This window comes from Citrobacter amalonaticus (genome assembly GCF_018323885.1).
In the GTDB taxonomy this organism is placed as follows: domain Bacteria; phylum Pseudomonadota; class Gammaproteobacteria; order Enterobacterales; family Enterobacteriaceae; genus Citrobacter_A; species Citrobacter_A amalonaticus.
In genome coordinates this window covers 174,025-196,168 of the sequence record NZ_AP024585.1, presented here as the reverse complement: position 1 = coordinate 196,168, position 22,144 = coordinate 174,025, and the positions used below count along the sequence as shown (strand labels likewise).

Below are 22,144 nucleotides of genomic sequence, written 5' to 3'. Positions count from 1 at the left end.
GAAAATTATAAGCATAAAACGTCAAAGCACCCGTTTCAGCTCGATTTGCACCCTGCCAGTGCTAGCGTTAAGGTAACTCACTTCGACTCAGCGTTTGACAGACCATCCGTTATGACATTTTCACTTTTCGGCGACAAATTCACCCGCCATTCAGGCATTACCCGCCTGATGGAGGACCTCAACGACGGTTTACGCACCCCAGGCGCAATCATGCTGGGCGGCGGTAATCCGGCACAAATCCCGGCGATGCAGGATTACTTCCAGACGCTCCTGACTGAGATGCTGGAAAACGGCAAACTCACTGATGCGCTTTGCAATTATGACGGCCCGCAGGGGAAAACCGAGCTGCTGACCACGCTTGCTTCGCTGCTCCGTGAAAATCTGGGTTGGGATATCGAACCGCAGAATATTGCGCTAACAAATGGCAGTCAGAGTGCGTTTTTCTACTTGTTTAACCTCTTTGCAGGCCGCCGCGCTGATGGGACTACCAAAAAGGTATTGTTCCCCCTCGCACCGGAATATATCGGCTATGCGGATTCCGGGCTGGAAGAGGATCTGTTCGTCTCGGCGCGTCCCAATATTGAGCTGCTGCCAGAGGGTCAGTTCAAGTATCACGTAGATTTCGAACATCTGCATATTGGTGAAGAGACCGGGATGATCTGCGTCTCCCGGCCAACTAACCCGACGGGTAACGTCATCACAGATGAAGAGCTGATAAAACTCGATACGCTTGCCAACCAGCACGACATTCCACTGGTCATTGATAATGCCTATGGCGTGCCGTTCCCGAGCATTATTTTCAGCGAAGCGCGCCCGCTGTGGAATCCCAACATTGTGCTGTGCATGAGTCTCTCCAAACTGGGACTGCCCGGCTCACGCTGCGGTATCATCATCGCCAATGAAAAAATCATCACGGCCATCGCCAATATGAACGGCATCATTAGCCTTGCGCCAGGCGGGATTGGGCCGGCCATGATGTGCGAAATGATTAAGCGTAACGACCTGATGCGACTGTCAGAAACAGTCATCAAACCGTTCTATTTTCAGCGTGTTCAGCAAACCATTGCGATCATTCGCCGCTATTTACCTGAAAATCGCTGCTTAATTCACAAACCAGAAGGGGCAATTTTCCTCTGGCTGTGGTTCCAGGATTTGCCGATCACCACCGAGTTACTCTACCAGCGTCTGAAAGCACGCGGCGTACTGATGGTGCCGGGACATTACTTCTTCCCGGGGCTCGATAAACCCTGGCCGCACACGCACCAGTGTATGCGCATGAACTATGTTCCCGATCCGGAGAAAATTGAAGCTGGGGTGAAAATTCTGGCTGAAGAGGTGGAGCGCGCCTGGAAGGAAAATCAGTAACGCCATCCCGGCCTGATCGGGCCGGGTAATGCGCTTATAAAGGCTGAGCGTGCAGACGCTGGCGCTGCACGCTCGCCGCATCCACACACTTCAATGCCCCTGTCGGGCAAGCCTCCACGCAGGCTGGCCCCGTATCACGATGCCAACAGAGATCGCATTTCACCGCCTGTACGCGCGAGGTTTGTGCAACAACGTTCATTGCGCCGAACGGGCACGCCAACATGCAGCTTTTACAACCAATACAGCGCACCTGCTCAACAAAAATGTGTCCACGATCGCGACGAATGGCCTGTGTCGGGCAAACATTGGCGCACGGTGCGTCTTCACACTGATGACAGGCAACGGCGGTGGTAAAGGTATTTTCCTTAATAACCCGGATGCGCGAGACAAAGTGTTCTGCTGACACCGCGGCACAGTCCTGATTCTCCTGATGCGAGACCACGCAAGCGACTTCACAGGTACGACAGCCAATACACTTAGTCGCATCCGCCATGATAAACCGGTTCATTGCACCCTCCCCCCGCCATAAAACCACAGAGTGCCAGAGAGAATAGCGCGGCTGCCTTGATCAAACAGGGGAAATGGTCGAATTTTGTCAGATGCCAGAAACGTTCAGGGGATTCGCCTTATACTTACGACCGGATTTCTGCCTGACGCATAAAAAAAACCCTGGGCGTTGACGTCCAGGGGAATAATCCGCAGGCGACATCACGCTGCGGAATAAGCTGGCACCCGATTGAGTGATACCTATATTTGATAATCTGCCTCATCAACCGCACTGTAGAGCGGTTGAATATTATCCAGTGCCAGTATGTATCCGCTTCCTTTTACGCTAACGATGGAATGCTGAGGTAATCCCAGCAAATATAATTTGTTGTTGAGATTTTTAACCATCGTAGACAAACGCTGTGTGGAAGCACTTAATTCATTTTTTTCCCAGACGTTGACGAGTAACTCATCTTTTGAAACATAATGGGTCCTGGCGTTCAGTAAAAGATAAACAAACAAGCGTAGCATTGTGCGGTTAAAAAATACGCCACCAAATGCAATTACACTGTCCATTTTATTTACCGGCAGCCTGAAAATTCTCGACTCACTGATATCAAAAAATATTTCCCGACCTATCATAAATCCATGTAACTGGTATTCCATCATTACATACTCACGTTTTACTGAACTATCGATAGCTAAACATGTGTAAGTCCTTGTAGATATTGTCTTACGCAAGTTTAAAAAAAATAGAGTTAATTTCAATAGATACCTGAAGCGTTCATTTTAATCTCGCCGCAAGCAAAGTGCAGACTGAAAACCTAAAAGATCAATCCAGGCACAGTTAAATAATCTCTAAAAACAAATTAGTAGAGCGTTATTCTATTTCAGTGTGAATATTCGACAATACAAGTTAAACGGGCATATTTATCACAAATTACAGCTTAATATGCTGCATGGATCAATAATGCGTCATGGAGAGGGAAAGTGACTCCCGGCAACAGTGCGTTCCGGGACAATTATTATTACAGTGTAGTTCTCTTAACTGAAGAGCGGTAGAAATATGCCGAACAGCGGCAGACCTGTGAATTGACCCAATCCCAGGCCGGGACAATGGCCGCTGTCCGGCAATTCTTCTCATTCTTTTAGAAGCGCCAGCTCACGCCTGACATGAAAGTAAAGCTGTCATCACGGTCGATCATCGGGCTGTCTTTGATTTCATCTGGCAGCACGCTGTAAGCCGCGCTCGCCATCAGAATAATGTTGTCAGTGACGGGGTATTTTGCGGTCAGGCTGACGTAAGGAACCCAACTGTCCTGTGCGGAATAGCGATCCAGACCGCTGCGACGGGATTCACTGCCTGACACACCGTAATAGTAGTCGTTGAAATTTTCATCGTAGTAAAGCACGCCAGCAGACGGGATCAAAGCAAGCTGTCCGACAGGAATTTTACGGAACAGTGATAATTCTCCCATCCAGCCATTGCTGTTATCCAGAACATCTGCGGCCGCAGAAACTTTCACGCTGCCCCAATTTTCATGATGATACCAGGCCGCGCCCGCCATTATCGTACTGTCACGCTTGTTGAGCTTTTTCATGGCGTGGTCGTCGTTATCGCCAGGATCAAATTCCAACGGCATCCAGGAAGCGGTCAGACTAAATTCATTTTGTTCACTTTTAGACAAAATGTAGCCCAGCGTGGTTTGCCGAACATAGAATGATTCGCCTTCATAACTAATGAGGGGAATAGCATGGGTATTTTCATTATACCCGCGATAAGGAGATTCATTATATATCGCACCTGCACCAATGGATAATTCCGAAGCAGATGCACTGGCGATAAAGGAGAAAGCAAATAGTGCCACTATATTGCGTTTAATTAACATGCCCGACGTTCCATTTAAAATAAGCCACAAAGCGCCGAAATAATAATGCTTACAAATTCGTCGGTGCAAGGCACATATTTATATAGTAATATATAAAAACTTATATATATTGGGCTGCTGTGATGAATAAATTACAACTCAAGCATCGGGAATTAAAGATCATCTCGGTCATTGCCGCCAGTGAAAACATCAGTCATGCCGCAACTGTTCTCGGCATCGCCCAGGCCAACGTCAGCAAATATCTTGCTGATTTTGAATCAAAAGTCGGCCTTAAGGTTTTTGACCGGACGACCCGGCAACTGACGCTGACCCCTTTTGGTGCGGCGCTTCTGCCCTACATTAATGATATGCTCGACAGAAACGCGCAGCTAAATCATTTCATTGCTGATTATAAACACGAAAAGCGAGGGCGAGTAACGGTGTACGCGCCGACAGGCATCATCGCTTACTTATCGAAACAGGTTATCGCCAGAATTAAAGACATTGGCGACATCTCTTTGTCGCTGAAAACCAGCAACCTTGAGCCAAAAGCCTTTTATGAAGGCGTCGAGTTTCCTGACGACTGTGACGTGTTAATTACCTATGCCCACCCGAAAGATGAATCACTGGTTGCCAGTTTTATTACCAAATATGCAGTGACGGCCTTTGCCAGCCAGACTTACCTTGAAAAGCACCCGCTAAGCCGACCTGAAGACCTTGAGCATCACTCCTGCATCCTGATCGATTCTATGATGATTGATGATGCCAACATCTGGCGCTTCAACAGTGCCGGCAGTAAAGAGATGCGCGACTATCGCGTGACGGGGAACTACGTTTGTGACAATACCCTGTCGGCGCTGGAACTGGCGCGCAACCATCTGGGTATTGTGTTTGCACCCAATGAAAGCGTGAAAAACGATCTGAAGGCCGGGACGCTCGTCCCTTGCTTTTCAGAACAGCATGAGTGGTGGCTGGACCTGGTCGCGATCTTCCGCAAGCGGGAGTACCAGCCCTGGCGAGTTCAGTATGTACTGGATGAGATGCTACGGGAAATCCGCAACCAGCTTGCTCAGACGCAACTGTTGCGTCCCGAGCAAGACTCAATCATCGATAATTAATGATCGAGATAAAGGTAATGTACCCAACTGGTCATGCGCAACAATACTTTACGCATGACCGAGACATGGCTGAAATGGTCGGAGTAGACCGCGACCTGTGCATAAATTCCATCCGGTAATGTACGTAAATCAGCATGATCGTTCAACTCGATTGTGGCAATGACACCTTCCGCCCCCGGTACCGTATTCAACGACTGTAACGTCCCGGTCGACTGGTATGTCCCACCAGGCACTGCCGGACTGATGGCAGCCAGCTTACCGCTGAATACCTTGCCCGGTAAGGCATTGAATACCACTTCCGCGTCATCGCCGGGCTCCAGTCGCAGCAACGAGTTCTGGCGGAATTGCGCGACAATTTGTCGCTTCTGAGCAGGAATAAATACCATCACCGGGCGCAGAGGCAGCGAGGCGGCATAGGTTCCCGGGCGAATCAGCACCTGGGTTACATAACCGTCACTCGGCGCGCGAACGATGGTTTGTTCCAGGTTATATTCCGCCTCGGCCAACTGCGCTTTCAGACTGGCTATCTGTGAGTGCTCACCCATTACCAGGCTGTCTAACTGGCTTTGAATCTGCTGTTGTTCCGCCGCTGACGATTTAACCGAAGCCTCCTGCGCCAGGTAGTTCTGCCGTGCGACGTCAATGTCGCGCTCAGAGAATGGATTCACCTTCGCCTGACTCCCCTGCGCATAACGCTGATACTCCTTCGCAAACTTGTCTCGCGTGGCTTTTGCCTGCTGGGTATTGGCGGTCATTTCATCCAGTTCGGCATCCAGCGCATGCTGCTTATGTTGCGCCGTCACAATATCCGCCAGCAGACGATCCACCCTGGCCTGATAGCGCGTGGGATCAAGCCTGAACAGCACTTCACCTTTTTTAATCAGCGTATTTTTCTTATCCGTCACTTCAATCACTACGCCAGTGACCTGCGGAACAACGGGAATAGACACCACCGCTTTTTGCGCTTTAAATGTATAGGGGTGGTTGTAATTCATTAATAAGATTAAACCGCTGACAATAAATATTCCCCCCAGCGCCGCCGTCGGTATGGTCCATTTATTAACGGGAATGTTGAGGATCTTAAAAATCGCCCATGCGAAAGCCACATAAGTCAGGATAATCAGTAAATCCATAATTAATACTCGCCAGAAGAGGATTTCAGGTCAGCCAATTGTTTTTCCAGCCCGGCAATACGCTCCTGGAGTTGCACAACACCAGATTCAGTATTTTGCATTCCCCACCCGCGTTCCGGACGATAGAGCGTGGCCCAAATCCACAAGAAAGGCCAGATAACATGTAATGTAAACAAACTCACCCACCCCGCGACATGAATAGCATCGGCATGAGGATGATTGCGTTTTTTCGCAATTAAATAGGGAATATCATGTAAAATAATAATTCCGTAGAAAATGACGAGGAATACAAAAATCAGCACCCCAAGCGCAAAATAATCGAGAAACATATTCCTCCCAGAGAATAGAATCAAAAAAAAGAGTTTGAGAATGATAGTGGAATGACCAGATGCCCTGCAATTCTCATATTTATATATCGACATATGGTTTTTTATATACAGTCCATTTTTTAGTATGTTGTTTTTTATGCACATCGCAGTTTATTATGTTTAAACATCAATACAAGGGAACAAAAATGAACAACGCGGAAACCTCATCCACCGTCAGCCTTAAGCGCATCAAAGCGGTCACTATTTACCGTTTATTACTTATTGGCCTTGGTATCCCAATGATATCTTTCAGTTTTATTTGTGGCGTTTTGAGTCTCTTCGGCTTTGACCTGGTAAAATGGAACGATCAACCCGTGCATGGTGTAATGGCGATTCCTGCCGCGCTGTTCAGCGGTGTGTTTATCACCGTACTGTTCACCGTTTTCATCGGGTCGATTGCCTGCCTGGGACTGTGGGTCTACAGCCGTTTCCGTCCGTTACAGGTAAAGGTGTTGGATTAATCGTTATGCCCGATAAGCAAAGTGGACTGCACCCCAAAAGTTGGACACTCAACTGAGTAAGGTGCAGTTTTTTATGGCAAAGCCAAAATATTCCCCTGAAACAAAACTGGCTGTGGTTAATCATTATTTGTCCGGAAAAGACGGAGAAGAGCGTACAGCCGACCGTTTTGGTGTTGAAAGAACTTCCGTCCGTCGCTGGGTCAGGGCGTGGCAACTCCACGGTATGGAAGGGCTGTCAGGGAAAAATAAACATCATTCAGCTGAATTTAAACTCGTCGTCGTCCGGGCGGTTATCCGTGACCACCTGACGATGCGTGAAGCAGCTGCCCGGTTTAATCTCTCTGCAGAAACGCTTGTCCGACACTGGGTCTGCGTGTACAACGATGCCGGAGCGGAAGGACTGCTAAACATTCAACGCGGGCGGCCTGGAAAAATGACAAAACAAAAAATCCCCCCATCCCCTACAGATAAAGAACTGGAAAAACTCTCCCCCGAAGAACTCCGGGCTGAACTCCGTTACCTGCGGGCAGAGAATGCCTATCTAAAAAAGTTGAAGGCCTTGGTTCAGAGCGAAAAAAACGGCAGCAAGCCCTGATAATCAGTGAACTGAGGCATAAGCACGCTCTGCGAGACCTCCTGCGCGCGGCAGGCATGTCCCGCAGTACATGGTATTACAATATGAATGCCCTGAAGCAGGTGGACAGGCATGCCGGGCTGAAAGATAAAATCCGTGAGATATACGCCTGGCACAAAGGCCGTTATGGCTACCGCAGGATCACGCTTTCGCTGAGAAAGCAGGGTCTGCTGGTGAACCATAAAACCGTGCAGCGGCTGATGACAGAGCTGTCGCTCCGGTCTCTGATAAGGGCGAAGAAATACCGCTCATGGAAGGGGGAAACAGGCAAGGCAGCCCCCAATATCCTGAGCAGGAACTTCAGTGCATCAAAAGCCAATGAAAAATGGGTTACGGATGTTACAGAGTTCTCGCTGCAGGGTAAAAAGCTGTACCTGTCGCCGGTACTCGATCTTTTTAACCGGGAAATAATCTCCTACAGCCTGTCGGAAAGGCCGGTGATGGAGATGGTTAATACCATGCTGCGGGATGCGTTCTTAAAGCTCGGACCAGACGACGCCCCCTTGCTGCACACAGATCAGGGCTGGCAATATCGGATGGCAGGCTATCAGGCAAAGTTAAAGGCGCAGGGCATGACGCAAAGTATGTCCCGAAAAGGAAACTGTCTGGATAATGCCGTGATGGAAAACTTCTTCGGGACGCTGAAATCGGAGTGTTTTTACCTGAGTCAGTTCAGCAATATCAGCGAACTGAGGAAGGCGATAGAGGATTATATCCGTTACTACAACAACGAGCGGATAAGCCTGAAACTAAAAGGCCTGAGTCCGGTAGAGTACCGGGCCCAGGCTCTGAAGGCCGCTTAATATAAACTGTCCAGATTTATGGGGTCAGTCCAAAAGCGCCATCGGGCATAACGCGGTCAGTTAAAAGAGTCCCAGCGGTTTATCGGAGTAGCTCACCAGTAAACATTTTGTCTGCTGATAGTGCTCCAGCATCATCTTGTGGGTTTCGCGTCCAATCCCCGACTGCTTGTAGCCACCAAAGGCCGCATGAGCCGGGTAAGCATGGTAGCAGTTGGTCCATACGCGTCCTGCCTGAATACCGCGTCCCATTTTATACGCCAGGTTACCGTTACGGCTCCAGACGCCTGCTCCGAGACCGTACTGGGTATCGTTGGCTAGCTCAAGCGCCTCGTCCATTGTTTTGAACGTGGTCACCGCCAGTACCGGGCCAAAGATCTCCTCCTGGAACACGCGCATATTATTCTTACCAGACAGGATGGTCGGCTCGAGGTAATAGCCGTCTTTCAGTTCACCTTCAAGCTGCTTACGCCGCCCACCGGTCAGGACATCCGCCCCTTCTTTCTTACCGATATCAATGTAATTCAGGATAGTTTCCATCTGCCCATGAGAGACCTGTGCCCCCATTTGCGTCACGCTGTCCAACGGGTTACCGCTGCGGATGCTTTCTACGCGGCGAATGGCGCGCTCCATAAAGCGTTCGTAGATGGATTCCTGCACCAGCGCGCGGCTCGGACAAGTGCACACTTCACCCTGATTAAAGGCAAAGAGCGCAAAACCTTCCAGCGCCTTATCGAAAAATGCATCCTCTTCGTCCATCACGTCGGCGAAGAAAATGTTCGGTGATTTCCCGCCCAGCTCCAGAGTGACCGGAATGATATTCTGCGTGGCATATTGCATGATCTGCTGCCCGACTTCCGTCGAGCCGGTGAATGCCACTTTAGCAATACGCTTCGAGGTTGCCAGATACTCGCCAATCTCTCCACCCGCGCCGTTCACTACGTTCACCACGCCAGGCGGGAGGAGATCGCCAATCACTTCCATCAGCAGTAAAACGGATAGCGGCGTCAGGCGGGCAGGTTTAAGCACTACGCAGTTTCCTGCCGCCAGCGCGGGCGCCATTTTCCAGCTCGCCATCAATAAGGGGAAGTTCCACGGGATAATTTGTCCGACCACGCCGAGTGGTTCGTGGAAGTGATAAGCTACAGTGTCGCTATCCACTTCACTGATCCCGCCCTCCTGGGCGCGAATACAGGAGGCGAAATAGCGGAAATGGTCGATTGCCAGCGGGACATCCGCCGCGCTGGTTTCACGGATCGGCTTACCGTTATCCCAGGTTTCCGCCGTCGCCAGCAGTTCGAGGTTCTGCTCCATACGGTCGGCAATCTTGAACAGAATCGCCGCCCGATCCTGAACAGAAGTATGCGCCCACTGGTCTTTCACCTTGTGGGCCGCGTCGAGCGCCAGGTCAATGTCCCTTTTACCGGAAGAAGCCACTTCGCATAACAGTTGCCCGGTGACGGGCGTCAGGTTCTGGTAATACTCGCCGTCACTCGGGGCAACCCAGTCACCACCGATAAAGTTGTCGTAACGGGCCTTTAACTTCAGGGGAAAACCGTACTCGCCGGGCTGAATACGGGGAGGGTTATTGGTCATGATCGTCTCCTTGCTCTAGGTGTATAACAAGGGTAGACGGGGCTGGCGATTTTCTCGCCAGCCGCTTATAGGTTTACGATAGCGGTCACGAATTACATCGCCGCACGATAGATCGCCATAATCTCGTCGTGCGTGGCCTGAATTGGGTTAGTCAGACCGCAGGCATCTTTCAACGCATTAGCCGCCAGCACCGGAATATCTTCTTCTTTCACGCCCAGGGCTCGCAGACCCGCCGGGATATTCACCTGCTGCGCCAGCGCGCGGATCGCCTCGATACAGGCTTCTGCGCCTTCGGCGTCAGTCATCCCTGCAACTTGAACCCCCATAGCTGCCGCGCAATCACGCAGACGCGCTGCGGCCACCTGGCTGTTGAATACCTGAACGTGTGGCAGCAGGACGGCATTACACACACCGTGCGGCAGGTCATAGAAACCGCCTAACTGGTGCGCCATCGCGTGGACGTAACCTAATGACGCATTATTGAAGGCCATCCCCGCCAGGAACTGCGCATAGGCCATCGCTTCACGCGCATGCACATTGCCGCCCGATTCCACGGCAACGACCAGATTATCAGAAATCATGGTCATCGCTTTCAGGGCGCAGGCATCGGTGATCGGCGTGGCGGCTACAGAAACATAGGCTTCAATCGCATGGGTCAGCGCGTCCATGCCGGTCGCCGCCGTCAGCGATTTTGGCATGCCGATCATCAGCGAAGAGTCATTTACCGAGAGCAGTGGCGTGACGTGTTTATCCACAATCGCCATTTTGATGTGACGGTCAACGTCAGTGATGATGCAAAAACGCGTCATTTCAGAGGCCGTCCCTGCCGTAGTGTTAATGGCAATCATCGGTAGTTGTGGTTTTGCCGAGCGATCAACGCCTTCATAATCGCGAATATCGCCGCCATTGGCGGCCACCAGCGCAATCCCTTTGGCACAATCATGTGGGGAACCGCCACCCAGCGAAATAACGCTGTCACAATCATTTTCTTTCAGGATTTTCAGGCCGTCGGCGACATTAATTGTCGTCGGATTAGGGTGTGTACCATCAAATATGACGCTGAAAATATCATGTTTCTGCAATGCTTTTTGAATATCACCCGCCATGCCTAATTTCGTCAGCACACTGTCGGTGACAATTAACGTCCGACGAAAGCCATATTCCACCATAGCATTCATTGCATCTTTTAATGAATCAGCCCCAATTATATTCACAGAAGGAATATAAAATGTAGAAGCAGCCATATGCTCAATCCTTAATAGTTTTTGAAGGGATTGTAGCATACGAACGAATCTCATGAGAAAATATGATCACAGCGGTGTTTATTTAATGAAAAAATAAAAGAGCACATTAGGCTACAAATTAATGGGCTCTTTTCGTCTCGACCTATTTATTAGGTCAATTCTTTCTTATTTTTAATAAATTGTATTATTCCTTTGCCGGAAATAATAACGCATCGCGTAACAGGTGATCATTTCCACGACGACGCGTAAAGCCAATCCGGTCGAAATATTCCAGTATCTGAATCGCCAGCTTTCGCCCTACGCCCAACCGATCGCGAAAATCCGCCGCGCAGGTTGAGCCTTTCTCCTGATCCAGTTCGCGGATCATGCTGGCGAAAGCCACAATGCGATCGTTACGGTAGTAACGATCTTTTACGATCGCCGTAATCATCCCCTGCTGCGCCGCCTGCCGCAACACCAGACGCATGGTCTGCTCCTCGGTCGCGGTTTCACGCGCGAGATCGCGGACCCACCAGGGCTCGTCACCAAATAACGGCGCGGCTTTAAGCCAGGTAGCCTGCTGTTCGTCAGTAAACCCTGCCTTGTGATCCGGCAGATGCAACCAGCCATGGTGGCTGTGAATATCGCCGCTGTCGCGCATTTGTTCAATCAACAACAGCACCAGCGCTTCATCTTCCATCGGCAGCGCCATACGACGCAGGCGTTCGCGCCCCGGACCAGGCTCATCGCGATGTTGTTCATGGTAAGTCGCCAGCGTGTCGAGGATTTTGCGCTGCCAGCGCGCGGCAACTTCCGCATTCAGCAGGCTGTAACCTGCCTGAATAAATCCATGCTGGTGAATGAGCGAACGCATACCGTCGCCATTTAACTGGCGCGCCCACGCAAAGTCGGGCAGATTGACCGCACCGCGTTGCAGGTGCACCGCCAGCGCGGCACCGTCATCTTTCGCCGCCGCCAGTGACGCCAGCCATTGCAGATACTCGGGTTTACGTTTGCCGCGACGTGGCGGATTAAGTGCAACCACCCGCGCCCCGGCCAGCGTCGCGCGCGCGGAGATATCGCGCAGCACCAGCCGGTCGTTATCGGCCAGCAGCAGGGGCGTATCAAACACCAGTTCCGCCAGGTTAGCTTCCAGCAGCGATACCCGCCCGGTCACATGACTCGCCGCATGGTGAATATGTAGCGGCTGTCACTGCGTAAGCGGGACGTGGCTTTCCAGCGCGACGATCACCCGCGTGAACGGCTCAGGCGGGGCGTCTGAAAGCAGCCAGTCACCCCGGTTAAGCTGCTCCTTTTCAGCATCGCCGACGATATTCAGCGCGATGCGCTGCCCGGCATGAGCATGCTCACTCGCCTGGTTTTGCGCGTGAAGTCCGCGCACGCGCACAGATGCGTTCACGCCGGTCAGCCACAGCGTATCCCCAACGTTTACTTCACCGCTCAGCGCGGTGCCGGTCACCACCAGCCCGGCGCCTTTTACAGTAAAGGCACGATCGATAGCCAGTCTGAACGTCTGATTCATGGCGTGTTCGCGGGCGGGCAGTTGCTGCAAATGTTCGCGTAACGCCTCAATCCCGCGGCCTTCATTCGCGGCCGTCACAAATAGCGTCGCCTGCGCAAAGCCATACTCGCGCAGGACATTCTCCACCTGCTGTTGGACCTCCTGCACCCGCGTATCATCCACACGGTCGGCTTTGGTCAGCGCCACCGTCAGCGTCGGATTCCCGGTCAATTGCAGGATCGCCAGATGTTCGCGCGTTTGCGCCATCACGCCATCGTCACAGGCTACCACCAGCAACGCGTGATCGATTCCGCCCACGCCCGCCAGCATGTTTGAGAGAAACTTCTCGTGACCGGGAACATCGATAAAGCCCAGCACGCGCCCGTCTGGCTGCGGCCAGTAGGCATAGCCCAGGTCGATGGTCATGCCACGCTTTTTCTCTTCCGGCAGGCGATCGGCATTCACGCCGGTAATGGCCTGCAGCAGCGTCGTTTTCCCGTGGTCGACATGTCCGGCGGTCGCAATAATCATTTCAACAACATCTCCATAAACCGGGTCTCATCTTCAAGACAGCGTAAATCCAGCCACAGTCGGCCCTCGTAAATCCGGCCGATAACCGGAACCGGTAGCTCACGCCAGCGGGTCGCCAGGTCTTCAAGACGGCTTCCGCGGCCGTCGTGCGGTGTAAAGGTTAATGCCGCGCTGGGGAGCCGATCAACCGGCAAAGAGCCACTGCCGATTTGCGACAGACAGGGCTGTACGCTCACCGCAAACTCCGCACCATAGTGCGCGGCCAGCGGCGCCAGAAGCCGCTCCGCCTGAGACTGAATCGCGTCTTTGCGTCGGGTCAACAGGCGCAGCGTCGGCAGTTTCTCGGCCAGCGCTTCCGGGTGGAGATACAGACGCAACGTTGCTTCCAGCGCAGCAAGGGTCATTTTATCCGCCCGTAACGCACGTTTAAGCGGATGACGCTGCAATTGTGCAATCATCTCTTTCTTACCGACGATGATCCCAGCCTGCGGACCGCCCAACAGCTTGTCGCCCGAGAAGCTCACCAGGCTGACACCCGTGGCAATCAACTGCTGCGGCATTGGCTCTTTCGGCAGGCCGTACTGGCTCAAATCGACCAGCGAACCACTACCAAGATCGGCCACAACAGGAATATCCAGCGCCTGGCCGATCTGGACCAGCTCCGTTTCATCAACAGAGTGGGTAAACCCTTCGATGCTGTAATTACTGGTATGTACCTTCATCAGCAGGCCGGTGTTTTCATTTACCGCCTGGCGATAGTCATCGGCATGCGTCCGGTTAGTGGTTCCCACTTCATGTAGCGTACACCCAGCCTGACGCATCACATCCGGGATACGAAACGCGCCGCCGATCTCCACCAGCTCACCGCGTGATACCACCACCTCTTTACCGGCGGCGGTGGCGGCCAGCATCAGCAGTACCGCCGCCGCGTTGTTATTCACAATGCAGGCATCTTCCGCGCCGGTGATACGGCACAGCAATTCCGCCAGTGCGCGGTCACGATGCCCGCGTCCCGCGCCGTCCAGATCATATTCCAGCGTCACCGGCGAGCGCATGGCCTGCGTGACAGCCGCGACGGCCTCTTCAGCCTGTAAAGCGCGACCCAGATTGGTATGTAACACCGTGCCCGTCAGGTTAATCACCGGGCGCAGCGCACTCTGGGCCTCTTTTTCCAGCCGAAGGTTCACCTCCCGCGCCCAATCTTCACACCACGCTGGCAACGCCTGCGTGTCGCGTATCACCTCTCTTGCTTCATCAAGCAATTGACGAAGCAGATCAACGACACGGGTATGCCCGTGAGTCTCACGCAGGGTAAGAAATTCACTTTCACGCAATAAGCGATCAATGGCGGGAAGCTGACTATAGAGCGAACGGGTTTCGGTCGTCATGAAAAGGCCTGGCTGTTGGTGACCCTCCCCACAACGGGGAGGGATATCGACATAGAGGGGATTGTAACGTGAGATTGCCTGGACGGACAGAATATGAATCAAGCCTTTGGGGGTTCAGTGCGGGCAAAACTCTCGCGCTGAAACAGCGTCTCCACCAGCTTGACCAGGTGAGGTCGGCTCACGCACCAGCCCGGTGAGACGCGGCGGAAGTTGAGATAGCCCACCGCGCAGGCAATGGCGATGGTCGCCAGATCAACCGTGTCAGGTTTAATCGTCCCGTCGACCAGGTACGCTTCCAGCGCATCCAGACTGCGGTTGATTTTCTCGCGCTGGCGCAACAGTTCGGTTTCCGATTGCTGCGCGGCGGGACGTGCCTGCTCGCGCACCGACACCAGACCGGCGTCCATAATCCCATCGGCCAGTGCCTCAAGTTGACGGACTTTCAGCGAGGCCAGCGGTTCACGCGGCAGCATCGCTGGCGCAATATCCAGCAGTTCAATGTATTCGGCGATAATTGGCGAATCGAACCAGTACTCCCCATCGTCAGTCACCAGCGCCGGTACTTTTCCTAACGGATTGTACTGCGCGACGCCATTTTCCGCGTTGTAGGGCAGTTCATTAACAAATTCGAATGTGATGCCTTTTTCCAACAGCAGGATCGAAATTTTACGTACAAACGGGCTGGTGTAGCTACCAATGAGTTTCATGATCAGTCCTTTTCGCCAACACAAAACAATGAGTATGGCTCACGCAGCGGGAAAAGGCAGGTGACGGCGTTCTCAATGATCCAAATAAAGGTAGTGCATCCAACTGGTCATGCGCAGTAACACCTTACGCATGACCGAAACATGGGCGAAATGGTCGGAATAGACTGCCACTTGCGCGTAGATGCCGTCGGGTAACGCATCCACATCGGCATTCGGGTCCAGTTCAATCGTCGCCAGGACGCCATCGGTCCCGGGCACCACCGTCAGGGACTGTAAAGCCCCCTGAGCCTGATACGAGCCGCCCGGCACCACAGGCAATATGCTGGTCAACTTACCGTGAAAAACTTGCCCAGGAAGCGCGTTAAATACCACCTCCGCGTCGTCGCCGGGTTCAAGACGAAGCAGCGAGTTCTGCCGGAACTGAGCGACAATCTGCCGCTTTTGTTCGGGGATAAAGACCATCACCGGACGCAGCGGTAGCGCGGCAGCGTAGGTACCGGGTCGTATCAGCACTTGGGTGACGTAGCCGTTGCTGGGCGCGCGAATAATGGTCTGTTCGAGGTTGTATTTCGCCTCTGCCAATTGCGCCCTCAGGCTGGCAATCTGCGACTGTTCGCCGTTAACCATGCTGTCTAACTGGCTTTGAATTTGCACCTGCTCAGCCACTGAACCCTTCACCAGCGCATCCTGCGCCAGATAATTTTGCCGGGCGTTATCAATATCGCTTTCTGAGAAGGGGTTCACCCGCGCCTGGCTGCCCTTCAGGTAACGCTGATAATCTTTATACAGCCGATCGCGCTCCGCAGAGACCCGCGTCGTATTAGCCTGCGCTTCTGAGAGCTGGGCTTTCAGCGTCTGGATATTATGCGTGGCGGTCACCAGATCGGCCTGTAACCTGTCCACGCGCGCCTGATAGCGAACCGGGTCGAGTTTAAATAGCACTTCACCCTTTTTAATCAGTTGGTTATTTTTATCCGTCACCTCGCTGACAATTCCGGTAACCTGCGGCGTAACAGGAATGGAAATAACGGCTTTTTGCGCAGTAAAGGTATACGGATGGTTATAGTTCATTAACAGGATCAGGCCGCTGACCAGAAATACACCGCCTAATGCCGCCGTCGCCAGCGTCCATTGATTCACCGGTATGCGGAATATTTTGAAGACTGCCCACGCCAGCGCGACGTAGGTTAATACAATCAACAGATCCATGATTAACTCTCCGGAAACGTCGTATTGTCAGCCGTGTTAACTTCGGCCAGTTTTTTCTCGAGTTGTGTAATACGCGCAGATAACGCGGCAATTTCAGGATCAGGATCTTGTCCCGGCGACGTGATGTGATTATGCATCCCCCAGCCGCGTTCCGGTTGGTAGAGGGTTGCCCAAATCCACAAAAACGGCCAGATCACATGGAGCGTAAACAGACTCACCCAGCCTGCGGTATGAATAGCATCGGCATGCGGGTGGTTGCGTTTCTTCGCAATTAAATAGGGGATATCATGGATGGCAATAACGCCGTAAAAAATCACCAGAAAGACGAAAATCAGCACACCTAACGCGAAATAATTTAGAAACATATCCGCCTCGACTTCACGCCCATTTGAGTTTTTATTGCAGGCAGCCGAATGCAATTTGGCTGATGATTTGAACATAATGGGAGTTATGCATTTTCGCCATCACGCCAAAGACTATTTTTCACGCCAGATGGTTATTTAATGACATCAGGCCAGGTGGCAACGAGAGGAATCTGCCCAGGATCACATCGGGACAAATCTGGATGAATATTTATTGTGATTCAGATCACAAACATTCAACAAACAGCCAAAGATAAAACGTGAATTACATCACAAATTAATGCCATTAATGGTTCAGAACGACGGTTTGTTGTTTTTTTACACAGCTTTTTTGTGATTAATGTCACATCAATTACCTCCCTACCCCCTATATTTATGTGACGCAAATCACATTAAAGGTCGCTGACTGGACAGCTTAACGATTCAGTGCCAGATTTCGCAGTATCTACAGGGTCCGGCTACCTCTGCCGCTACATTAACAAAACCTCGGGCTTCCAGCCTGCGCGATAGCAAACATAAGAAGGGGTGTTTTTATGTCATCCGATATTAAGATCAAGGTGCAAAGCTTTGGTCGATTCCTCAGCAATATGGTGATGCCAAATATCGGCGCGTTTATCGCGTGGGGTATTATCACTGCACTATTTATTCCGACAGGGTGGTTGCCAAACGAAACGCTGGCGAAGCTGGTTGGCCCAATGATCACCTATCTCCTGCCGCTGCTGATCGGTTATACCGGCGGTAGACTGGTGGGTGGCGAACGCGGCGGCGTGGTGGGCGCAATCACCACCATGGGCGTGATCGTCGGCGCAGACATGCCGATGTTCCTCGGTGCAATGATCGCCGGTCCTCTGGGCGGCTGGGCAATCAAACATTTCGATGGTTGGGTAGACGGTAAGATCAAATCCGGTTTTGAGATGCTGGTGAATAACTTCTCCGCTGGCATCATCGGTATGATCCTCGCCATTCTGGCATTCCTCGGCATTGGTCCAGCAGTTGAAGTTCTGTCGAAAGTGTTGGCTGCAGGCGTTAACTTCATGGTTGTCCATGACATGCTGCCGCTGGCGTCTATCTTCGTTGAACCAGCGAAAATCCTGTTCCTGAACAACGCTATCAACCACGGTATCTTCTCACCTCTGGGTATTCAGCAGTCCCATGAGTTGGGTAAATCCATCTTCTTCCTGATTGAAGCCAACCCGGGTCCGGGGATGGGTGTTCTGCTGGCGTACATGTTCTTTGGTCGCGGTAGCGCTAAACAGTCTGCAGGCGGTGCGGCAATCATCCACTTCCTGGGCGGTATCCACGAAATTTACTTCCCGTATGTGCTGATGAACCCGCGTCTGATCCTCGCCGTTATCCTCGGCGGTATGACGGGTGTGTTTACGCTGACTCTCCTGAACGGCGGTCTGGTTTCTCCGGCGTCTCCGGGTTCTATCCTGGCTGTGCTGGCGATGACGCCAAAAGGCGCCTACTTCGCTAACATCGCGGCAATCTGTGCGGCGATGGCGGTCTCCTTCGTTGTCTCTGCCATTCTGCTGAAAACCAGCAAAGTGAAAGAAGACGATGACATTGAAGCGGCGACCCGCCGTATGCATGACATGAAAGCAGAATCCAAAGGCGGTACTCCGCTGTCTGCTGGCGATGTCACCAACGACCTGAGCCACGTGCGTAAAATCATCGTTGCCTGTGATGCCGGTATGGGTTCCAGCGCAATGGGCGCCGGCGTACTGCGTAAGAAAGTGCAGGATGCCGGTCTGAGCCAGATCTCGGTCACCAACAGCGCGATTAACAACCTGCCGCCGGATGTTGACCTGGTCATCACTCACCGCGATCTCACCGAACGTGCGATGCGTCAGGTACCGCAGGCGCAGCATATTTCGCTGACCAACTTCCTCGACAGCGGCCTGTACTCCAGCCTGACCGAGCGTCTGGTTGCCGCTCAGCGCCACACTGACAATGAAGTCAAAGTCCGCGACAGCCTGAAAGACAGCTTTGACGAAGGGGATAACAACCTGTTCAAACTGGGTGCGGAGAATATCTTCCTCGGACGTACGGCAACGACCAAAGAAGAAGCGATTCGCTTCGCCGGTGAGCAGTTGGTGAAAGGCGGTTACGTTGAGCCAGAATATGTCGATGCGATGCTGGAACGTGAGAAACTGACCCCAACCTATCTGGGTGAGTCTATCGCCGTTCCGCACGGTACCGTTGAAGCGAAAGACCGCGTACTGAAAACCGGCGTCGTGTTCTGCCAGTACCCGCAAGGCGTTCGTTTCGGTGAAGAAGACGACGACATCGCCCGTCTGGTGATCGGTATCGCCGCTCGCAACAACGAGCACATTCAGGTGATTACCAGCCTGACCAACGCGCTGGATGACGAATCCGTCATCGAACGCCTGGCTAACACCACCAGCGTTGATGAAGTGCTGGCGCTGCTGGCGGGTCGTAAGTAAACCCCGAGGCCCGGTGACATTGCGCTTATCGGGCCGACCCAATCCTCTCCTTTGTGGAGAGGGTTTGGGTGAGGGAGCAACAGATAACCCCTCACCCCAGCCCTCTCGGGTAAAAACATTAATGAAGGTTACTACTATGAAAGCATTACATTTTGGCGCAGGTAATATCGGTCGTGGCTTTATCGGCAAACTGCTGGCGGACGCGGGGATACAACTGACATTCGCTGATGTAAATCAGGTCGTGCTCGACGCCCTGAATGCCCGTCATAGCTACCAGGTTCACGTTGTGGGTGAAAATGAGCAGGTGGATACCGTGACTGGCGTCAATGCGGTAAGCAGCATTGGCGATGATGTTGTTGAGCTGATCGCCCAGGTTGACCTGGTCACCACGGCCGTTGGCCCGGTCGTGCTGGAGCGCATCGCTCCGGCCATCGCCAAAGGCCTGGTCAAACGCAAAGCGCAAGGGATCACCACCCCGCTGAACATCATCGCCTGTGAAAATATGGTACGAGGCACCACTCAACTGAAAGGCCATGTGCTGAACGCGCTGGCTGAAGACGACAAAGCCTGGGTTGACACCCATGTCGGCTTCGTGGATTCCGCCGTTGACCGCATCGTGCCGCCGTCAGCCTCTGCGACCCACGACCCGCTGGAAGTGACTGTCGAAACCTTCAGCGAGTGGATCGTTGACCAGACCCAGTTCAAAGGCGAGCTGCCGAACATCCCGGGAATGGAATTAACTGATAACCTGATGGCATTTGTCGAACGTAAACTCTTCACGCTGAACACCGGGCATGCTATAACCGCGTACCTCGGAAAATTGACCGGTCATCAGACCATCCGCGACGCGATTCTCGACGAGAAAATCCGCGCAGTGGTCAAAGGGGCAATGGAAGAGAGCGGCGCGGTGCTGATCAAACGCTACGGTTTTGATGCCGACAAGCATGCGGCATACATTCAGAAAATCCTCGGTCGTTTTGAAAACCCGTATCTGAAAGATGACGTTGAGCGCGTTGGTCGCCAGCCGCTGCGTAAACTGAGCGCGGGTGACCGTTTAATCAAACCGTTGCTGGGTACGCTGGAATACCATTTGCCGCACGCTAACCTGGTCAAAGGGATTGCTGCCGCGATGCACTTCCGTAGCGAAGACGATCCGCAGGCGCAGGAGCTGGCCGCACTGATCGCCGAGAAAGGCCCACAGGCTGCGCTGGCCCAGATTTCCGGGCTGGATATCAACAGCGATGTCGTTGCCGAGGCCGTTAGCGCATATAACGCAAAGTAATGATGCTGGAACTGGCGCAGGAGCCCCTGCGCCTGATTAATAGATTGTCAGATATGCAGGCAATAATGGAACAAACCCAGGCCTTTGAAAATCGTGTGCTTGAGCGTCTGAATGCTGGCAAAACCGTACGGAGCTTCCTGATCACCGCCGTGGAGTTACTCACCGAGGCGGTAAACATTCTGGTGCTTCAGGTGTTTCGCAAAGATGACTACGCAGTGAAGTACGCTGTAGAACCGTTACTCGACGGCGACGGACCGCTGGGCGATCTGTCTGTGCGCCTGAAACTGATCTACGGTCTGGGCGTCCTTAGTCGTCCTGAATATGAAGACGCAGAGCTGCTGATGGCGATGCGCGAAGAGATGAATCATGACGGCAATGAGTATGCCTTTACGGATGATGAGATTCTCGGGCCGTTCGGCGAACTGCACTGCGTACTGGCGCTGCCACCCCCGCCGCAGTTTGACGCCGCCGACCCCAGTTTGTACGCCATGCAAATCCAGCGCTACCAGCAAGCGGTGCGCTCGACGATGGTTCTCTCCCTGACTGAGCTGATTTCTAAAATCAGCTTAAAAAAAGCCTTCCAGAAGTAGGCCTCGCTCTGCCTGCTACTCCTTTTCCTGCACGGGTTGATACAGGCGCCGGTAATAATTCAGCCGTTGCAGGTACATCTGCGCATTTTCTGCAGGCACTTCGCTCGGAACGTCATCACGCGCAGGCATTTTATTCAGATACTCTTTAAACGCCTGACTTGAGGCCATAAAATCCACAGCTTTATCAATCAGAAGCGGAACATTCTCGCCTATTTTTGCCATGTTATCTCCTCCATGCGGTCCCGCCGTGCTTAAGCGCAACGGTCAATTTTAGTGTAGGATCGCCCGCGTCATAACATTAAGGAAAACGTGCTTAATCCATTGGCGGCAAATTATCTCTTACATGATCCTGTTATGGTCTAAAATGCTTAATTAATCAGTCCGTTATAAAAATAGTTAGCAAATGAATACTCGCGTTATTTGATTATTATTATCCCATTAGTTGTGAATAAACCCGCTCTGCGCGCATACTATAGGCCATTCACTATATTTCTATCAGAAGCCATCCCATGAAAGAAGTCGAAAAAAACGAAATCAAACGTCTGAGCGATCGCCTCGACGCTATCCGCCACCAGCAGGCCGATCTGTCCCTGGTTGAAGCCGCCGATAAATACGCTGAGCTGGAAAAAGAGAAAGCCACACTGGAAGCAGAAATCGCCCGTCTGCGTGACGTTCACAGTCAAAAACTGAGCAAAGAGGCGCAGAAACTGATGAACCTGCCGTACCGTCGTGCGATCAGCAAAAAAGAGCAGGCCGATATGGGCAAGCTGAAGAAAAGCGTGCGCGGTCTGGTGGTGGTTCATCCAATGACCGCCTTAGGCCGCGAAATGGGCCTGCAAGAGATGACTGGCTTCGCAAAGACCGAGTTTTGATTTTTTATACCGGGCAGCACGTCCGCTGTCCGGTCCTCCCTTAATTGGCCCTACCAATCCCCTTCAGTTACGACCACTGGTTCACAATTCATTAATTTAAGCCTACACTGCCGTTGCCAATAAATAACATTTGATTAACCATTCGTTGTCATTATCCCTACACAACAATATTGGCAGGACCA

Annotated in this window: 20 protein-coding genes and 1 pseudogene; 8 read left to right on the top strand and 13 right to left on the bottom strand. The window is 52.3% G+C overall.

The genetic code is table 11. The features are described 5' to 3' along the window. Positions 1–111 precede the first annotated feature (111 nt). Positions 112–1,365: a valine--pyruvate transaminase gene (gene avtA, locus KI228_RS00965; protein WP_042998584.1), complete on the top strand. Its 1,254-nt coding sequence runs from the start codon at positions 112–114 to the stop codon at positions 1,363–1,365. Positions 1,366–1,399: 34 nt separating this feature from the next. On the opposite strand, the gene KI228_RS00960 is transcribed toward avtA, so the two are convergent. From KI228_RS00960 to KI228_RS00950, 3 genes are all read right to left on the bottom strand, one after another. Beyond that, complete coding sequence (locus KI228_RS00960; protein WP_042998585.1) at positions 1,400–1,873, bottom strand: 4Fe-4S dicluster domain-containing protein; 474 nt, start codon at positions 1,871–1,873, stop codon at positions 1,400–1,402. A 239-nt stretch (positions 1,874–2,112) separates the two neighbouring features. Next, positions 2,113–2,520 (bottom strand): winged helix-turn-helix domain-containing protein, encoded by a 408-nt coding sequence (locus tag KI228_RS00955; protein ID WP_224267565.1) that lies wholly within the window; start codon positions 2,518–2,520, stop codon positions 2,113–2,115. Between the two features lie 479 nt (positions 2,521–2,999). Then, positions 3,000–3,740 (bottom strand): MipA/OmpV family protein, encoded by a 741-nt coding sequence (locus KI228_RS00950; protein WP_044253795.1) that lies wholly within the window; start codon positions 3,738–3,740, stop codon positions 3,000–3,002. 122 nt (positions 3,741–3,862) lie between these two features. Between KI228_RS00950 and KI228_RS00945 the strand changes: the two genes are divergently transcribed. Then, positions 3,863–4,837 carry a LysR family transcriptional regulator gene (locus KI228_RS00945; protein ID WP_042998587.1) on the top strand — a complete coding sequence of 325 codons (975 nt, stop codon included), beginning with the start codon at positions 3,863–3,865 and terminating at the stop codon, positions 4,835–4,837. Here KI228_RS00945 and KI228_RS00940 read toward each other — a convergent pair. Together KI228_RS00940 and KI228_RS00935 are read right to left on the bottom strand one after the other, a co-directional pair. Continuing rightward, entirely contained in the window at positions 4,834–5,970 is a 1,137-nt protein-coding gene (locus KI228_RS00940) for an HlyD family secretion protein (protein WP_061069356.1), read from the bottom strand. The genes KI228_RS00945 and KI228_RS00940 overlap by 4 nt on opposite strands. 2 nt (positions 5,971–5,972) lie before the next feature. After that, positions 5,973–6,299: a DUF3302 domain-containing protein gene (locus KI228_RS00935; protein ID WP_042998589.1), complete on the bottom strand. Its 327-nt coding sequence runs from the start codon at positions 6,297–6,299 to the stop codon at positions 5,973–5,975. A gap of 185 nt (positions 6,300–6,484) precedes the next feature. Here KI228_RS00935 and KI228_RS00930 point away from each other — a divergent pair, with 185 nt between their 5' ends. Both KI228_RS00930 and KI228_RS00925 read left to right on the top strand, forming a co-directional pair. Beyond that, positions 6,485–6,799 (top strand): hypothetical protein, encoded by a 315-nt coding sequence (locus KI228_RS00930; protein WP_042998590.1) that lies wholly within the window; start codon positions 6,485–6,487, stop codon positions 6,797–6,799. Positions 6,800–6,872: 73 nt separating this feature from the next. After that, positions 6,873–8,236, top strand: a protein-coding gene (locus KI228_RS00925; RefSeq protein ID WP_099433379.1) for an IS3 family transposase whose coding sequence is annotated in 2 segments (ribosomal slippage) — positions 6,873–7,341 and positions 7,341–8,236 — 1,365 coding nt in all. Because the reading frame shifts where the segments join, the coding sequence is not laid out codon by codon here. Between the two features lie 60 nt (positions 8,237–8,296). Here the strand turns inward: KI228_RS00925 and aldB are convergent. The 7 genes and pseudogenes from aldB to KI228_RS00890 form a co-directional block, all read right to left on the bottom strand. Next, positions 8,297–9,829 (bottom strand): aldehyde dehydrogenase AldB, encoded by a 1,533-nt coding sequence (gene aldB, locus KI228_RS00920; protein WP_042998591.1) that lies wholly within the window; start codon positions 9,827–9,829, stop codon positions 8,297–8,299. A gap of 92 nt (positions 9,830–9,921) precedes the next feature. After that, positions 9,922–11,073, bottom strand: coding sequence for an L-threonine dehydrogenase (yiaY, locus tag KI228_RS00915; protein ID WP_042998592.1), 1,152 nt, complete (start codon positions 11,071–11,073; stop codon positions 9,922–9,924). A 184-nt stretch (positions 11,074–11,257) separates the two neighbouring features. Next, positions 11,258–13,105: pseudogene (gene selB, locus KI228_RS00910) on the bottom strand (selenocysteine-specific translation elongation factor). Beyond that, the gene (selA, locus tag KI228_RS00905) at positions 13,102–14,493 is read right to left on the bottom strand and encodes an L-seryl-tRNA(Sec) selenium transferase (protein ID WP_061069358.1); all 1,392 of its coding nucleotides are present in this window, start codon (positions 14,491–14,493) and stop codon (positions 13,102–13,104) included. Before selA ends, selB begins: the two are co-directional and overlap by 4 nt. Positions 14,494–14,591: 98 nt before the next feature. Next, a complete protein-coding gene (locus KI228_RS00900) occupies positions 14,592–15,200 on the bottom strand; it encodes a glutathione S-transferase (protein WP_042998595.1) in 609 nt (202 codons plus the stop codon). 72 nt (positions 15,201–15,272) lie between these two features. Then, a complete protein-coding gene (locus tag KI228_RS00895) occupies positions 15,273–16,409 on the bottom strand; it encodes an HlyD family secretion protein (RefSeq protein WP_044254327.1) in 1,137 nt (378 codons plus the stop codon). A gap of 2 nt (positions 16,410–16,411) precedes the next feature. Beyond that, positions 16,412–16,774, bottom strand: coding sequence for a DUF3302 domain-containing protein (locus tag KI228_RS00890; protein ID WP_044254559.1), 363 nt, complete (start codon positions 16,772–16,774; stop codon positions 16,412–16,414). Between the two features lie 530 nt (positions 16,775–17,304). Here KI228_RS00890 and mtlA point away from each other — a divergent pair. The 3 genes from mtlA (at position 17,305) to mtlR (ending at position 21,090) form a co-directional block, all read left to right on the top strand. Beyond that, the gene (gene mtlA / locus KI228_RS00885; protein WP_042998597.1) at positions 17,305–19,218 is read left to right on the top strand and encodes a PTS mannitol transporter subunit IICBA; all 1,914 of its coding nucleotides are present in this window, start codon (positions 17,305–17,307) and stop codon (positions 19,216–19,218) included. 136 nt (positions 19,219–19,354) lie between these two features. After that, positions 19,355–20,500 carry a mannitol-1-phosphate 5-dehydrogenase gene (gene mtlD / locus KI228_RS00880; protein ID WP_061069359.1) on the top strand — a complete coding sequence of 382 codons (1,146 nt, stop codon included), beginning with the start codon at positions 19,355–19,357 and terminating at the stop codon, positions 20,498–20,500. A gap of 2 nt (positions 20,501–20,502) precedes the next feature. After that, positions 20,503–21,090 (top strand): mannitol operon repressor MtlR, encoded by a 588-nt coding sequence (gene mtlR / locus KI228_RS00875; RefSeq protein WP_046401674.1) that lies wholly within the window; start codon positions 20,503–20,505, stop codon positions 21,088–21,090. Positions 21,091–21,105: 15 nt separating this feature from the next. Here the strand turns inward: mtlR and KI228_RS00870 are convergent, their stop codons facing one another. Beyond that, complete coding sequence (locus KI228_RS00870) at positions 21,106–21,312, bottom strand: hypothetical protein (protein ID WP_042998600.1); 207 nt, start codon at positions 21,310–21,312, stop codon at positions 21,106–21,108. A 287-nt stretch (positions 21,313–21,599) separates the two neighbouring features. Here KI228_RS00870 and KI228_RS00865 point away from each other — a divergent pair, with 287 nt between their 5' ends. Then, entirely contained in the window at positions 21,600–21,962 is a 363-nt protein-coding gene (locus KI228_RS00865; protein ID WP_042998601.1) for a YibL family ribosome-associated protein, read from the top strand. Positions 21,963–22,144 lie beyond the last annotated feature (182 nt).